The organism is Paenibacillus sp. S-12, assembly GCF_030363895.1.
In the GTDB taxonomy this organism is placed as follows: domain Bacteria; phylum Bacillota; class Bacilli; order Paenibacillales; family Paenibacillaceae; genus Paenibacillus_B; species Paenibacillus_B alvei.
In genome coordinates this window covers 41,263-58,326 of sequence record NZ_JASIUF010000027.1, presented here as the reverse complement: position 1 = coordinate 58,326, position 17,064 = coordinate 41,263, and the positions used below count along the sequence as shown (strand labels likewise).

Genomic DNA, 17,064 nt, shown 5'->3' with positions numbered 1-17,064 from the left:
TAACCACCATAATGAAATTCGTTTAACTACTTCTTCCTACATCTCGTTCACCACTAACGAGAAGGTTACCCAATTTCAATACCGTAACGCAAAAAGGCTATACCGCGGTTAAACGCGGTATAGCATTTACTATCTTCTCCTCAGTCGATTCTAATTAACTTTTTTCATCTTTTTCCTGTAAATCAATTGCTGTCTGACGGCCATAGCTCTACACGTGCTGGATCAAGCTTCTCATCTCATTCACTGGTAAGTATCCGGAATTTTGCAAGTAGTTCACGATTTTTTGTACATACAGTGCATCAATTTGCGGCCAATAAAAGCCGGCCTTGCTTAAGACCATCTGTGTTTGTAACGAATCATGCTTGACAATGGTATAATCGCCTTCAAGCTGTTCTCCTGCTGCCATTAACATTTGAATGTCATGAATGTACTTATCATCCTTGGATAATCGAAGCATAAGATCCTGGAACGCCGCATCATCCAACATAGCAATCGCATGACCCGACTTGCGTAGCAATTGCACGACTTCGCCGAGTCCAACTTTATGATGATTGTACAAATGGAAGACGTAGTTTTCCCCAGCGCTTGCATCTGCCTTTATTAAGGCAACGATGGCTCTGCTGCACGCATCAACAGGAGTAAACTCTATTTCATTTGATATGAATTGGTTTGAGGCAACCCCATATTGCACCATAAATTTGAAGCGGCTCATAAATGCATTGTCCGCGATATTATGTTGATGTTGCCCATCACTGTGCCTGTTGGTCAGATTGCCCACCCGGTAAATGGCAGCGTCCACCCCATTCGAGATCGCTTGGAATAGTGCATGTTCCGCCCAAAATTTACTTTTCACATACACATTATCCTCATAATTTTGTTGTACGTAAAAATCGTTTTCGGTAAATACATGCTGCTCCTTCCCAAATGAAACATGACCCGACACGCTCATCGTGGACATATAGTGCAGTCTTTTATTACGCCCTACGAACGATATAAGCTCTTCCAGCGTTGTCACATTCGCTTTTTCAAAATCAGCGTAATTACCGAAGTGTTTGGTCAACGCGGCAGAATGGATGACACTACTGATCGTACTGTCAAGTTGAGCATATTCAGCATCGCTTAGGCCGAATTGTTTCTCGGACAAATCTCCCTTTACGATAACAACCCGGCTGCTTAGCATAACTTTATACTTCTCAAACTTGTCATGAAAGTAAAAGGCAAGCTGTTCCAACAACCGATTCCGTGGGTCACTTCCCCGAATCAAACAGTATACCCTGCTATTGGTTCCATCCAGCAGCTCCGCTAGTAGATGTATACCCAGGTAACCCGTGACCCCTGTAAGCAATACATCACCGATAGGGTCGTAATTTGCATGAGCGATGTCTTTCTTCGGAGGCTTGAGAAATTGCAGCCTGGATGTATCGGAATGCAAGTAATCTTTGGAACCATGGTTAATCTTTTGCGCGATTTTTTGTATGGTTTGCAGATCGTAGTAATCCTTAACCGTTACATGCCATCCTTCTGTCAGCCCTTTTGCCAATGCCTCCATAATCTTCATGGAGTGCCCGCCTAAGTCAAAGAAGGAATCGTGGATGCCAATTGAAGTTTCCTTCATCCCTAACACGCTTGACCAAATCTGTACAAGTTTTCTCTCTGTTTCATGACGAGGCGCGATATAACTTGCAGGAGTTTGTAGTACACTGTCCATTTTCGGGAGAGATTTCGTATCGATTTTCCCGTTCGGCGTTAACGGCAAACTGTCCAGTTGCACAAAATACGTCGGCACCATATAGCTTGGCAATCGCTCGCTCAAGTATGTCCGCCATTCCTGCGCGCTGCCTTCTCCGACCAGATACGCCGCCAGTTGCTTTTCCCCCGGCCTGTCTTCCCGCACGATAACGACAGCTTGCTTGATTGCCGGCAACTGACTTAGCACCGTTTCAATCTCTCCGAGCTCAATTCGGAATCCTCTGATTTTCACCTGATCGTCGATCCTGCTTACATAGATCAGGTTGCCGTCCGGCATATACTTTACAGCATCTCCCGTTCTGTACATTCTCGCTCCAGACTCACCGCTGAAAGGATCCGGAAGGAATCGCTCCTCTGTCAGCTCTGGACGATTCAAGTATCCGCGGGCGACCCCTGCCCCGCCAATGTACAGTTCCCCGGCGACACCGATTGGTACAGGTTGTTGATGTGAATCCAACACGTATAACTTCGTATTCGCTATGGGCCCTCCAATCGGCGGTATGCCCTCCTGCAAGGGGCTGACCTCTGCTGCTGTAGCCACGACTGTACACTCTGTAGGACCGTAGTTGTTGATGAGTGCAAAAGGCAATGAAGCTGGCGGAGACTGCCGCAGCAAATCTCCTGCCGTCAGCAAACAGCGCAACGATGTATGCGGCGGCCAGTGCAGATGAATCATGATTTCGGCCATCGGCGTTGGCATAAAACCGATCGTAATTTGCTGGTCAACGATCCAATCCTGCAACGCTACAGGATCCGTTCTTACGCTTTCCTTGCACACATGCAAACTGGCGCCTTTGCTCAAATAAGGCCATATTTCTGCCACTGCGGCATCAAATGCGATGCTTGCTATTTGACTCGCACGATCTTGCTCCGTAACTTGGAAAAATTGCTGGTGCCAGAACACCATATTGATCAGTGTGTGATGTTCGACCATGACCCCTTTCGGATTTCCAGTCGTTCCTGATGTGTAAATCAGATAGGCCATGTTGTGCGGCGTCGTGGCGATCGGCGGATTCTGATCGCTCTCCTGCGACAGCATCTCCTGATCGGCAGCGCTGTCCAGACAGATGCGCGTGACAGACTCCGGCACCCATCCGCTTGCCTCGCTCTGAGTCACCAGAAGCTCAATTCCCGCATCGTGCACCATGTAAGTCAAGCGCTGCTGCGGATACGACGGATCCATCGGCACATACGCGCCACCGGCTTTCAATATTCCCATGATCCCGATGATCAGGTCCGCCGAGCGCTCCATGCAGATCCCAACCAGCGTCTCCGGCTTCACGCCTTTCTTTCGCAAGCAGTGCGCCAGTTGGTTTGCCCGCGCATTCAGTTCCCCGTACGTCAGATGGCGGTCTTCGTCAACGACTGCCACCGCTTCCGGCCGTGCCGCCGCCTGCTCCTCGAACAGCTCCTGAATCACCAAATCCCGGGGATACGCCGTCTCCGTCCGGTTCCATATCTCCAGTTGCTGCTTCGTTTCTGCTTCACTAATCAACGGCATCTGGCCTATTGATCGCTCCGGATGCTCCGCCACTTCATGCAGCCATCGCTCGAAGTGTGCCGCCATCCGCTCGATTGTTGACGCGTCGAACAAGTCCGTGCTGTATTCGAAGCTGACGCGCATCCCCTCTTCGGCTTCTTGCACGCCTACCGTCAAGTCGAACTTCGCGACCGACATAAAGCTGCTTATCGTGTCCATCCGGCGTTCCGAGTCCATCGGCAGCTCGCTCGGACGGCTTTGCAGTGTAAACATCGTCTGAAACAATGGCGCATAGCTCGCCGACCGCTCCGGCTGCAGCGCCGCCACGATCTTCTCAAACGGGATGTCCTGATGCTCCTGCGCTTTCCATGCTTTCCCGCGCACTTGCGACACCAACTCCCGGAAGCTCGGATTGGCCGACACATCCGCACGGTACACAAGGGTGTTGACAAAAAATCCGATCATCCCCTCGGTTTCCTCGTAATGCCGGTTCGCAATCGGACTGCCGACGGCGATATCCGTCTGTCCCGTATAGCGGGAGAGGAAACCTTGGTAGGCGGCAAGCAGCGTCATGAATAATGTCGCTCCCTCTTGACGACTGAGTGCTTTGAGCTTGACGAGCAAAGCGGCCGGAAGCTCCACTTCATACCGCTCTCCCCGGTAGCCTTGCTGCGCCGGACGCGGACGATCTGTCGGCAGTTGCAGCACAGGCAGTTCCCCGCCCAGTTCTTCCTCCCAATACGCCAACTGACGGTTCATCACGTCTTCGCTCATCCAGTTCCGCTGCCAATGCGCATAGTCGGCATATTGCAAGGATAGCGGCGCCAATGCCGCTGGCTGCCCTCCCGCAAACGCCTCATACAGCGCGAGCCATTCCCGGACGAAAATGTCCAGCGACCATCCGTCAAAGATGATATGGTGCAGCGTGCACATCAGCACCCAATCGTTCTCTCCCATCGCGATGACCTGCGACCGGATCAACGGTCCCTCGGCCAGTTGGAACGGCTTGTCTGCCTCCGCTTGCATGAGCGACTTCATCTCGCGCTCCCTGTCCTCGCTTGCCAGATGGCGAAGATCCGTCACAGGCAGACGCTCAGGCTGGTGCTCGCGAATGATCTGCACCGGCTCGCCGTTCGCCTCGCCAATGACGGTGCGCAGCGCTTCATGACGCTGGATCAGCGCATCGTAGGCCTGTTCCAACGCGTCCAGCTTCCAGGCTCCCTGCAGCCGCCATGCGCATGGAATATTGTACAGCGGACTGTTCGGTTCCAGTTGATCGAGGAACCAGAGCCGCTGCTGGGCATACGATGCCGGCATATGCGCGCCTCGTTCCACCGCTTGAATCGGCGGACGCTTCTTCCCTTCTCCCCCTTGAGCTAGCAGCGTTAATCGGCGGGACAAGCTTTCAATCGTCGGGTGTTGGAACAGGTCGCGCACCGCCACCTCCATGCCGAACACCTCGCGCAGACGCGATACCGCTTGTGTTGCCAGCAGCGAGTGGCCTCCCAAGTCAAAGAAGGAATCATAGATGCCGATCCGCTCCACGCCAAGCAGTTGGCTCCATACCGCCGCAACAAGTTCCTCCGCCGGCGTTTGCGGAGCCGCATAGCCCTCTTGCGACGACACTGTCGGAATCGGCAGTGCCCTCGTATCGATTTTCCCGTTCGGCGTTAGCGGTAAACTGTCCATCTGCACAAAATACGTCGGAACCATATAGCTTGGCAATCGCTCGCTCAGGTATGCCCGCCATTCCTGCGCGCTGCCTTCTCCGACCAGATACGCAGCCAGTTGCTTTTCCCCGGGCTTGTCTTCCCGCACGACGACGGACGCCTGTCGCAAAGTCGGATGCTGGCTGAGCATCGCCTCAATCTCGCCGACTTCGATCCGGAATCCTCTGATTTTCACCTGTTTGTCCATCCGCCCTAAATAAACCAGATTCCCATCGGGCATCCACTTTACCCAATCCCCTGTCCGGTACATGCGTTCTCCCGCAACGAACGGATTGGACACGAATTTGTCTGCTGTCATGTCAGGCTGGTTCAAATACCCGCGCGCCACGCCGTCTCCGCCCAAACAAAGCTCCCCCGGCACGCCGACAGGATTTAAGTGATTTTGCTTATTGACCACATACGCCGTCGAGTTGCCTATCGGTTTACCGATAGGTATGTGTTCCTCATACGCACGGTCAATCAAGAAACACGTTGAGAACGTCGTATTCTCGGTCGGACCGTACCCGTTCCATAGCGATAATTCTGGAGAAGAACGCAGCACCTGATTGACATGAACTGGCGACAACGCATCCCCGCCGATGATGAGATGCTGAAGACCCGCGAACATGGCAGCGTCCTTTTGAACGAGTTGGTTGAACAATGGAGAAGTCAACCACATCGTCGTCAACTGATGACGATGTACAAATACTGCCAGCGCAGGCGCATCCAGCAACGTTTCCCTTGGTATAGGATACAGCGATCCTCCGTTTAGCAGCGCGCCGAACACTTCAAACGTGCTGGCATCGAACCCGATCGCACCGGTTTGAGCCATTCTATCTTCGGCGCTGAAAGGGATGTAGCCCGCTTGTTTCACTAGACGAACCACGTTGCGCTGCTCCACAACCACGCCTTTCGGGTTTCCGGTAGATCCTGACGTATACATGACGTAAGCTGCGTTTTGTGGTGTCGTCATGACCGGCGGATTCCAATCGCTCTCCTGCGATAGCATCTCCTGATCGGCAGCGCTGTCCAAACAGATGCGCGTAATAGTCTCCGGCACCCATCCGCTTCCCTCGTTCAGGGTCACCATCAACTCAATCCCCGCATCGTGGGCCATGTAAGTCAAGCGCTGCTGCGGATATGACGGATCCATCGGCACATACGCGCCCCCGGCTTTCAATATCCCCATGATCCCGACGATCAGGTCCGCCGAACGATCCATGCAGATTCCAACCAGCGTCTCCGGCTTCACGCCTTTCTTTTTCAAACAGTGCGCCAATCGATTCGCTTGCGTATTCAGTTCCCCATACGTCAGCTGGCGGTCTTCGTCAACGACCGCCACCGCCTCCGGCCGTGCCGCCACCTGCTCCTCAAACAGCTCCTGAATCACCTGATTTCGTGGATACGCCGTCTCCGTCCGGTTCCATTCCACCAGTTGCTGCTGCTCTTCATCCTGAGATAAAAGTCGAATGTTAGCCAAGCTTTCTTCAACATTATCCAGAACCGTATGAATAAAATGATCAAAATGACGAATCCATCTTTGAATTGAATCTTCATGGAAAATATCATTATTATATTCAAAATTCGCCACAATTGATCCATTACTTTCTTGTTCGACAAATAAAGTCAGATCGAATTTGGAAACCTTCTTTTCCAAAGGAAACGGAGCGAGCTTTAACCCGTGCAAATCAAAAACATTTGTAGCATTGCCCAGAAAAATAGCCGCATCTTGCTTGCAAGCTTTTTGCAATACAAACCCTGCTTGGAAAACCGCTGGAATACTCATATCACGCTGAAGACCGTGTTCTTTAACCATAAGCGAGAAAGGATAATCCTGATGTTTGGTGCAATCCGTTATTTCTTCCTGTACTTGCAGAAGCAATTGTTTAAAAGAGCAATTATCACTAAAACGCATCCGAATCGGAAGTAAATTCACAAAGTAACCGCAAGAATGATGGAAATCTCGATTCTTTCTTCCGTATCTGGGCGTTCCAACGATAATTTCGGTTTGCCCCGATAACCGATGTAAAAAAGCAAAGTAGAGCGCTAATAACACGCGATTCAAAGACATGTCTTCTTTGTTGCAAAATGCAGACAGCTTCTCGCTCGTTTTCACCTGCAAGGCAAAAGGCGCCAGTCCTCCGGCAAAAGCAGGAACAGGCGGACGCTTCTTATCAGCGGGCAGTTCCAGCACAGGAAGTTCGCCTGATAGTTTATCTTTCCAGAACTGTGCTGATGTTTGCCCTGCTTCGCTCTGTAACAGCCTTTCCTGCCAACTGACAAAATCCGAATACGAGTACTCCACGCATTGCAGTTGGGTATTCTCTTCCAGATCTCCGTTATATAAACGTTTATACAATAAACCAAACTCATCTAATGTCAGAGATAAAGACCAGCCATCAAAAACAATATGATGGAGCACGATGTACAGCACATAATGTTCCTCGCTCAAACACAGCAATCTGACTTTAAACAATGGCCCGTTGCTCAGGTCAAAACTCTCCTGAGACTCTGCCAACAGGTACTGGTTAACTGCCGACTCTCCCCAGTCCCCTACTGCGATCGACTTGAAATCGAGAACTGGTTCGCTGTACACTTTTTGCACAGGCTCTTCTTCCATTATAAAGACAGTTCGGTAACATTCATGACGTTTTACGATTTCAATAAAAGCATTTTGTACAGTTGTCGCATCCAGCTTCGAATAAATATGCCATGCAAACGATTCATTGTAGCAAGTGTTGTTTGGATACATCGATTCATGTGATAAAAACGGGATTTGTCCCTTTGACAACGGAACTGTTTTGATAAACGTTTTACTTGACAAGTAAACCATCCCTTTCCGAATATGATTTTATACGTGTTCCATACTCTGTTTCCTCACATCCGTACAGTACAGTTATTGAATTCATAATCAATGACGCTCTGTTCACGATAGAAGGCATCACTTCCTTCCCTTGTAATTTGCTGGCACCTTGTCAGCCGAATCGTGGCGAATGATGGTACCTTTTGTAATTATATAAAGGAATTATTAAGAATCATGTCGAAATGTGTTAATTCTTTGTAATGCAATACTAAATGTTGTTTTTTTGACATAATTGTACAGTTTACATCCATATCCAAAATGTGCATCCACCATCCAAAATATGAGTTATGCACAGCTTCACTCCAGTAAAACTAAAGTAATACATAGAAAGCCCATACTTTAAAGGCACGAGCCGCCGACATTTATGCTCAAGCTTACCTCACTTAAAGAAACACAAGTTTAAGAGGAGCACATGAAGATACTCCCCTTATAGCTGCTTGCCTATTTATCTTTTTCCTATAAATCAGTTGCTGTCTAATGACCACAACGAAAACAATTGCAAAGAGAAGATTGGATCAAAATGTCCGAATTTTTATCCACTTCTAGGATTACCGGAATCCCTCTTGTTTACAGTCATTGAGATATCAATTGTAGAGATAATAATTGCGAAAACTACCTCGGCAATAAAAGAGAGCCGAACCGAAGACATACATTCATCTATCGTGTAAACAGCAGTAAAGTTAAGCACAATTCGCAGTATAAATTCATGCAGTCTCCGAAAATTGCGCTCTACTTTAGAGCAATTCATCTTAATATACATGAGAACAATTGTAACAACAGCATCTGCAATCAGTGACAATCCATAAAACAAGAGTATTGACTTCCATGAATCATATTCGATTCCTAAGAGTTCAAAAATGCCGACATTGAAAAAAAGAATAAAGTGATTGATGTAATCACTGCAAATAACAACATTAGACTTACAATAGCAATAGGGATTATTTTCTCCATCAATTCTCTAGCTTGTTTCTTATATCTAAAGTACATCTAGTGCCTTTCATAAGTTCTCCGATTATTTTGTTAACCACTTCATCCAAAATCCCCCTTCAAACCGCATTGATTAATCTATCTATATTTTACCATTTTATGAATAGCGTGTAAATATATGAATACTATGGGGTGAAACTAACATGAAAAGGACGAGAATATTCTTGTTTTCTAGCTATATCGGTAATAATTCGCCTTTACCTGTTCAAAATTTGGGGGGTTAACTTGAAAATCATTGTCCGTTCTTTAATTTTAGTCATAAAAAATACTCTCTTTTATTTGCTAACAACGCAAATAAAAGAGAGTATTTATATGCACTCTATTGTTGTATGCCTATTTGAACTCCGACGCCTCTATCGTTGAAGCTCCTTGCATCAAGGGTTCAAGGGCGTTTAACAACTAAATTCCCCAATCTACTCCCACTCGATTGTTGCCGGTGGCTTCGAGGTTACATCGTACACAATACGGTTCACGTTCTCAACCTCGTTGACGATACGTACGGAGATCTTCTCAAGAATATCCCACGGAATACGTGCCCAGTCAGCCGTCATGCCGTCGATGGATGTTACCGCACGGATACCCACTGTGTAGGAATACGTACGAGCGTCGCCCATTACGCCGACACTCTTCATGTCCGGCAATGCCGTGAAGTACTGCCAAATTTCATTGTCCAAGCCAGCCTTCGCGATTTCCTCACGCAAAATCGCATCGGATTCACGAACTATCGTCAGCTTGTCCTCTGTAACTTCGCCCAATACGCGGATCGCAAGACCTGGCCCTGGGAACGGCTGGCGCCATACGATTTCACGCGGCAAGCCGAGCTCTTCGCCGACTTTGCGAACTTCGTCCTTGAACAACGTGTTAAGTGGTTCAATCAGCTTGAACTTCATGTCTTCCGGCAAGCCGCCAACATTGTGGTGGGACTTGATCGTTTGAGCCGTATCTGTTCCGCTCTCTACGATATCGGTATACAACGTGCCTTGTGCCAAGAAATCGAAATCGCCCAGCTTTGCGGACTCCTCATCGAAGCAGTAGATGAACTCATTGCCGATGATTTTACGCTTTTTCTCTGGATCGGATACGCCTGCAAGCTTGCTCATGAAGCGCTCGCGTGCATCGATTTTAACCACGTGCATATCGAATTTGCCTACGAACGTTTCCATTACGCCTTCTGCTTCGCCTTTGCGCAGCAGGTTGTGATCGATGAACATACATGTCAATTGATCACCAATTGCTTTATGAATGAGCGCTGCTACAACGGAGGAATCCACACCGCCGCTAAGTGCGCACAATACTTTACGATCGCCGACTGTTTCGCGGATTTCGCGAACCTTGTCCTCAATGAATGTTTCCATCGTCCAATCGCCCTTGCATCCGCAGACACGGAACAAGAAGTTGCGGATCATTTCATTTCCGTATACGGAATGACGTACTTCCGGGTGGAATTGAACCGCATAGAAGCGCTTTTCCGGATGGCTCATCGCCGCAATCGGCGCATGCTCCGTACCCGCATCAACGCGGAAGCCTTCTGGAAGTTCAACAACCAAGTCTGTATGGCTCATCCATACGGTTTGGTTCGCTTCCAAGCCATGAGCCAATTCGCTGTCCGGCTGGAATACAACATCAGCTTTACCGTACTCACGCTTGCCCGCACGTTCTACCTTACCCTTCAATTGGTGCGACATCATTTGCATGCCGTAGCAAATTCCCATGATTGGAAGACCCAATTCATAAATGCGCGGATCGACCAATGGTGAATTTTCTTCGTATACACTCGCTGGTCCGCCAGAGAAAACGATCCCCTTCGGATTCAACTCCTGAATACGTTCAATGGAAGTGTTGTATGGAACCAGTTCACTGTACACGCCCATATCGCGAATACGACGTGCGATGAGCTGGTTGTATTGTCCGCCAAAATCGAGGACAACGATCATTTCATGATGTTGCTTTGTCATTGCCGTGCCTCCCTATACATATTGTTCATTATTATAACGAAATCGAAAAACCAGAGTCAATGTGCAATCTGATTAAGATTGAGTACATCGTCCATTTTATAAAAAATATTTGGTAAAGTGTTATTATTTTTCTTCAATTAGGAAAGTATTCAAGTTGTTATTGGATCCTTTTCACCAAAATGAGAAAAGCCCCGAAGTCGCAATCCGACAGCCGGGGTATTTATGGTTATATGTTCAGACGAGGTGGCAGGCGACTTGATGATCATTGCCAACATCCCGGAATACCGGGATCTGCTCGCGGCAAATATCGGTTGCGAATGGGCAGCGCGTGTGGAACTTGCAGCCAGACGGCGGTTTCGCCGGATTTGGAATATCGCCTTGCAGCACAATTCGTTCGCGCTTCAGCTTCGGAATGGGAATCGGCACTGCCGATAGCAACGCCTTCGTGTAAGGGTGCAATGGATTGCGGAACAGCTCATCTCGCGACGCCGTTTCCATCATTGTCCCCAAATACATAACCCCAATCCGATTGCACAAATGCTCTACCACACTCAGATCGTGGGAAATGAACAAATAAGTTAAGCCGCGGGTCTTTTGCAGCTTGCGGAACAGATTAATAATTTGTGCCTGGATGGACACATCGAGCGCAGATACCGGTTCATCCGCAATGATCAGATCCGGGTCGAGAATGAGCGCTCTCGCAATTCCGATTCGCTGACGCTGACCGCCAGAGAATTCATGCGGGAAGCGATCATATTGATACGCTGACAAGCCGCATGCTTCCATGACCTCCAGCACTCGATCGCGAACTTCCTCTTTCGTCGTCATTCCATGATTCAGCAGCGCCTCGCCGATTGCATCGCCTACGCGAACGCGAGGATTCAGTGAGCTGTACGGATCCTGGAAAATAAGCTGCATCTTCGGTCTTATCTTGCGCAGTTCCTTCTCTGGCATGCTGTAGAGGTCAATGCCTTGGAACTTCACTTCGCCTTCCGTTTTCTCCAACAAGCGAATGATCGTGCGGCCGACCGTACTCTTGCCGCTGCCAGACTCCCCTACTAAACCGAACGTTTCTCCGCGCTTAATTGTGAAGCTGATATCATCAACTGCCTTTACATGGCCGACGGTGCGATTGAACAGGCCTGAGGTAATCGGGAAGTACTTCTTCAAATTCTTCACTTCCAACAATGTTTCAGCCATGTTGAACTCCCTCCTCATACAGCCAGCAAGCTACCTTGTGTCGATAAGTCATATCCTTCAGCAGTGGCTGCTTCGTTGTGCAGAGAGACATGCAGCGGTCACAGCGATCATGGAAATAGCAGGATTCCGTTAAAGACAATGGATTCGGCACCTGTCCTGGGATCGAATACAAGTCATCCTGACGCTGACCGAGAACTGGCTTAGAACGCAGAAGACCTTGTGTGTAAGGATGCTTCGGGTTCTCGAACAGCTCGACGACCTCACCTTCTTCCACGATCTTGCCGGAGTACATGACGATAACATAGTCCGCAATCTCCGCAACGACACCAAGATCATGAGTTATAAGCAAAATGGACATATTGGAGTCTTCTTTGATCTGACGCAGCATATCCAAAATTTGCGCCTGAATCGTCACGTCGAGTGCCGTGGTCGGCTCATCCGCAATGAGCAGTTTCGGATTGCAGGACATTGCGATCGCAATCATGATCCGCTGCAGCATCCCGCCGCTCAATTGATGCGGATAGCTGTCTAGGATCTGCTCTGCCCGGGATATCCCAACTAGCTCAACCAGTTCACGCGCCCGCTCGCGCGCATCCCTCTTTGACAGCTTCAAATGCACCATTAAAGGCTCCATGATCTGCTTGCCGATCGTAAGCACTGGATTCAACGAAGACATCGGCTCCTGAAAAATCATCGCAATATCGTTGCCGCGAATTTGACGCAGCTCTTCCCGCGAAATATGGAGCAAATCCTTGCCGCCGAATTGGATATTGCCGTTCACCACTTTGCCAGCCGGCCCCTCGACAAGTCCCATAATAGACATGGCGGTGACACTTTTTCCGCATCCCGATTCCCCGACAATGCAAACCGTTTCCCCTTCGCGAATGCGCAGACTAACATCATTAACCGCCTTAACGGCTCCCGCCTCGGTATAAAAATAAGTACTGAGATGATCAATTTCGATTACATTTTTCATCAACTGTCATTCCCTTACTTCTTCTGTTTAGGATCAAGAACGTCCCGCAAACCGTCTCCAAACACATTAATCGCGATTACTGTAGAAAAGATCGCAACGCCCGGCGGAATCCATAGCCATGGACGCTTCTCGAAATCCATCAAGCTGTTCGCCGCCTCAATCATATTCCCCCATGTCGGGGTAGGAGGCATAACGCCAAGACCGAAGAAGCTGAGCGCAGATTCACTCAATATCGCACCGCCAGTGCTCAAAGTAGCAACAACGATAATAAGTGGCGCGATATTCGGAATCATATGATTGAAAAGCTTGCGTTTGTCATCAAGACCGAGTACAATCGCCGCCTGCATAAATTCCCGCTCGCGAATACTGAGCATCTGACTGCGCACGAGCCGTGCCAACCCAGGCCAGCCAATAAAGCTGAGCATGAACATCACGAGATACATCCGATATTCCGTCGGCACTTTCCACTCGGACAGCATCGCCCCTAATATAAACAGGATCGGCATGCCTGGAATCGTTAACAGCAAGTCGGCAAGCCGCATAATAATTTGATCCACAATGCCGCGATAATAAGCCGCGACCGCGCCGAGAATCGAGCCGATACATACTGAGATCACCATAGATGCAAAACCTACAGTCAAGGATATGCGACCGGCTTGCAGCAACCGTGTCAGCACATCTCGTCCAAGCCCGTCTGTACCAAGCCAATGCTTCAACGATGGAGCCTTATTCATCATGGCAAGATTGCTCTTCCCGTCCGCATATGGCGAGAATAAAGGCCCGATGAAGCAAGCCAAGAACATAAAAATGAAAAATATTAAACCGGATACGGCCAGCTTGTTTTTTAATAACTTCTGAAATGCCTGACGCCATAGCGACGTTCGAGCCGCTGCCGGCGCCGTCCGCTGAACCTTGGTTACTCCGCCGGTAATGGATGACATGTTGGTTCCCCCTTAATGCAATCTGACGCGCGGATCGGCGACATTGTACAAAATATCGGAAATAAGCGTCCCGATAATCGTCAAAATGGCGATGAACATCGTAAAGCCCATGAGCAGCGGATAATCTCGCGTACCGAAAGACTGGAGATACAATTGGCCGATCCCCGGCCAGTTAAATATCTTCTCAATGATCATCGAGCCGCTGAACAAGCCCGGCAGTTCAAAACCAACCAAGGTAATCGCCGGCAGCATCGCATTGCGAAGCGCGTGGCGATATAGAACGACTCGTTCCTTCATCCCCTTCGCCCTTGCTGTCCGTACATAGTCCTGCCGAATGACGTCAATCATATTGCTGCGGAAATATCGTGTCAGCGAACCGACTCCAAGCAAGACCATTACCGCTACCGGCATAATCATATGATCGATGACTTCCCACACATGCGCCATGCCCGTGGAGTTGCTCCCTGTCGTAATCATTCCTCCAGGAGGCAGTATCTTCAAATCAACCGCCAGCATCTTGATCAGATACAATCCGATGAAGAACGATGGAATGGACATCGCAGCAAATAAAAAGACCATCACGGCGGTGTCAAAGAATGAATACTGCTTGTACGCTGAAACGACACCAATAATAACCGCCAACAACCATGTAAAAAAGGTTGAAACAATCGCCAGCAAAAATGAATTCCACACATAATCATTGAACAGCGTTATGATAGGCTTTTGCTGTGCTAACGAGTATCCGAAGTTGCCATGGAAGGCATTGGTCAACCAATTCCAATACCGCTCCAATACAGGCTGGTTAAGGCCATATATAGCTCGAAGCTCTTCCTTCCGTTCCGGTGACAGCTTCGTATTGCCCGCCAGAAAATCGCCAGGCATCATTGCAAACAGTACAAAAATAAATAAGGATGCCGCAGACAAAATGAGGATCATGTACAAAAATCTTCGCAGCAAAAAGTTACTCATGTTCGCACTCCTTTTGGAAGTCATTCGCCCCTGGCTGCAATTGAATATGCAGGCCAGGGGCTCCTATGCTCATGATTTCAATTCCCAGTCGAACACGCTTCCAGCTACACCAGTCAATGGAGAGATCTTCATCCCTTGAATACGTCCATTGTAGGCATAGACCGACTTGCGATAGCTTGTGAAGATGTAAGGCATATCATCATTCAGAACTTGGAACAGCTCCTTATAAATCTTCTTGCGTTCTTCAATGTCTGTTGCTGCCAAGCCTTTGTCGTACAGCTCTTTCACTTTTGGATTGTCATAGCCCTTCACTTCGCCGTTCACGAAGCGACGAACGCCATCCGCTGGATCTACCAGAACCGGCGTTGAGAAGGAAGCAAGATCATAATCGCCGCTGTCGGCTTTCGCACCTAGCGCATTAAAGTCTGCGAACAGCTCTGGCTCGAATTGAACCCCGATCGCTGCATAGTTTTCCTTCGCAATCGTGACGAACAGATCATTCCCCTTGCTCTTCGAGCCGATAAAGTGAAGCTTCAGCTTTTTACCGTCCTTCTCGCGAATTCCGTCGCTGCCAATCTTCCAGCCTGCTTCATCAAGCAGCGCTTTTGCTTTTTCTGCATCATAGCTGTAGGTGTTAATACCTTCTTCTGTATAGGCCCAAGATGTCGGCGGGCATGGAATGTTTGCCACTTGTCCTGCACCCTGGTTCGCATCCACAAAAATCGATTGACGGTCAAGTCCGTAAGTCAGTGCCTGACGAACGCGTTTATCTTTGAACGTATCGTGCTCATGGTTAAATGACAGGAATCCATAGTTGCTTGCTGTAGCTGGCACAAGATTCAAGAAGCCCAGAGCCTTCAGCTTATCAATATTTTCTTGCGTTGCAGTAAATGCACCATAGTCCTGCTCTCCTGTTTCAATGAACTGCCACGTGTCGCCTTCTGTTGTTTTATAGATAAAGTGCTCGGTCTTCGCCTTGCCTTTGAAATAGTTTTCGTTCGCAACAAATCGTACCTCTTGGCCTGGAATAAACTTCTCCAGCTTGTATGGCCCTGTTCCCACCGGATTCGCATGCAGGTTCTTAATATAGTCCAGAGACTGTCCCTGCTTATAATCCTTGCCGTAATAAGCCTTGGACAGCACGTCACCCCCAAGGATCGAGAGCGCCTGAGAATTTCCTTTTTCCAAAGTGACAGAGATCGTATTTGGATCAATCACCTTGATGCCTGCAATCGAAGTCGCCTTGCCTTCTTTATATTCTTTTGCCCCAACGATGCCGATAAGGGACAAATCTTCTTCACCTGTGTATCCCTTGTCATTTACAAGCGTCCACGTGAAAGCAACATCATCTGCCGTAATCGGTGAGCCGTCACTGAACTTCAAGCCTTTGCGCAGATGGAACGTAAACGTTTTTCCATCCTCTGTAATTTCCCACTTTTCAGCCAAGCCCGGAGTCGGCAAGCCTTTCTCATCATTCGTCACGAGAGGTGTATACAAAATGGAGGAAACGTTGCCGTCATATCCGCTTTGCTGGAAGTAAGGAGTAAATGCGCCGCTCGGGTCTGTCAGACCAACAATAATCGTATCTGTACGTTTCTTTGCTTGTTCTGGAAGCCTCGACATATCTGAAGCGCTAACAGGCTCTGTCAACACTTCCACAGGAGGTGTCTGTGTCTCTCCCGAGCTAGAATTGTTGGATGACACCTGACTTTGTCCTTTATCTGCAGTTGTCGCACTGTCATTCGAGCATGCTGTCAATAGCAAGCTGCTAGTCATCGTTAAAGATAAAAGAAGAAGCAATGTTTTCTTCATGTTGACCCTCCTGAAATGAACAAGTTTATAATCAACTATTCCTATAAGCTCAGTAGGAATTTTATAGGCCTTATTATAAGCCAGTGGTAAAATTATGTACACAGTAAAAATGCGTCAATTTTCAATTAAAAGTTCTGATTTTCTGGGAATTACCTATAAAAACCAAGGAAAACTCCACCACACATCCGATTATCTCTTTTTTTGCTTACTGTCTTTCTTTGTGAAGAAAAGGGCTTGCTGCCAAAATCGTTTATGCTGGGTCGATGATGTTAGAATGGATTGGTCATTGGGTGAGGGCCGATTCTGCGTTGAAAGGGTTCATTCGTTTCCCGTCGAGTGATACATAATTATGCATTTATGAGGTATCGATAACTTCGTTCACGTCTGTCCGTAATGAGAAGTCATTAAGCGGTGTAATTCCAC

Annotated in this window: 8 protein-coding genes; all 8 read right to left on the bottom strand. The window is 48.4% G+C overall.

Translation table 11 applies throughout. The features are described from left to right. Positions 1-208: 208 nt before the first annotated feature. Entirely contained in the window at positions 209-7,771 is a 7,563-nt protein-coding gene (locus tag NO352_RS24885) for a non-ribosomal peptide synthetase (protein ID WP_289357026.1), read from the bottom strand. A 562-nt stretch (positions 7,772-8,333) separates the two neighbouring features. Further along, positions 8,334-8,681 carry a YrvL family regulatory protein gene (locus NO352_RS25235; protein ID WP_353961280.1) on the bottom strand — a complete coding sequence of 116 codons (348 nt, stop codon included), beginning with the start codon at positions 8,679-8,681 and terminating at the stop codon, positions 8,334-8,336. A gap of 520 nt (positions 8,682-9,201) precedes the next feature. Further along, a complete protein-coding gene (gene guaA / locus NO352_RS24880) occupies positions 9,202-10,743 on the bottom strand; it encodes a glutamine-hydrolyzing GMP synthase (protein ID WP_005543185.1) in 1,542 nt (513 codons plus the stop codon). A gap of 234 nt (positions 10,744-10,977) precedes the next feature. Continuing rightward, positions 10,978-11,943 carry an ABC transporter ATP-binding protein gene (locus tag NO352_RS24875; RefSeq protein ID WP_005543186.1) on the bottom strand — a complete coding sequence of 322 codons (966 nt, stop codon included), beginning with the start codon at positions 11,941-11,943 and terminating at the stop codon, positions 10,978-10,980. Beyond that, positions 11,936-12,919 (bottom strand): ABC transporter ATP-binding protein, encoded by a 984-nt coding sequence (locus NO352_RS24870; RefSeq protein WP_289357025.1) that lies wholly within the window; start codon positions 12,917-12,919, stop codon positions 11,936-11,938. Before NO352_RS24870 ends, NO352_RS24875 begins: the two co-directional genes overlap by 8 nt. Positions 12,920-12,933: 14 nt before the next feature. After that, positions 12,934-13,860, bottom strand: a complete 927-nt coding sequence (opp4C, locus tag NO352_RS24865) for an oligopeptide ABC transporter permease (protein WP_005543188.1) — start codon at positions 13,858-13,860, stop codon at positions 12,934-12,936. Between the two features lie 12 nt (positions 13,861-13,872). Next, positions 13,873-14,829 carry an ABC transporter permease gene (locus tag NO352_RS24860; protein WP_289357024.1) on the bottom strand — a complete coding sequence of 319 codons (957 nt, stop codon included), beginning with the start codon at positions 14,827-14,829 and terminating at the stop codon, positions 13,873-13,875. 69 nt (positions 14,830-14,898) lie between these two features. After that, a complete protein-coding gene (locus tag NO352_RS24855; RefSeq protein ID WP_289357023.1) occupies positions 14,899-16,641 on the bottom strand; it encodes an ABC transporter substrate-binding protein in 1,743 nt (580 codons plus the stop codon). Positions 16,642-17,064 lie beyond the last annotated feature (423 nt).

Bases quoted from the DNA above. Each gene is read 5' to 3' on its own strand.
- NO352_RS24860 (WP_289357024.1), bottom strand. From the start codon at position 14,829: ATGAGTAACTTTTTGCTGCGAAGATTTTTGTACATGATCCTCATTTTG.
- opp4C (WP_005543188.1), bottom strand. From the start codon at position 13,860: ATGTCATCCATTACCGGCGGAGTAACCAAGGTTCAGCGGACGGCGCCG.
- NO352_RS24875 (WP_005543186.1), bottom strand. From the start codon at position 11,943: ATGGCTGAAACATTGTTGGAAGTGAAGAATTTGAAGAAGTACTTCCCG.
- guaA (WP_005543185.1), bottom strand. From the start codon at position 10,743: ATGACAAAGCAACATCATGAAATGATCGTTGTCCTCGATTTTGGCGGA.
- NO352_RS24870 (WP_289357025.1), bottom strand. From the start codon at position 12,919: ATGAAAAATGTAATCGAAATTGATCATCTCAGTACTTATTTTTATACC.
- NO352_RS24855 (WP_289357023.1), bottom strand. From the start codon at position 16,641: ATGAAGAAAACATTGCTTCTTCTTTTATCTTTAACGATGACTAGCAGC.
- NO352_RS24885 (WP_289357026.1), bottom strand. From the start codon at position 7,771: ATGGTTTACTTGTCAAGTAAAACGTTTATCAAAACAGTTCCGTTGTCA.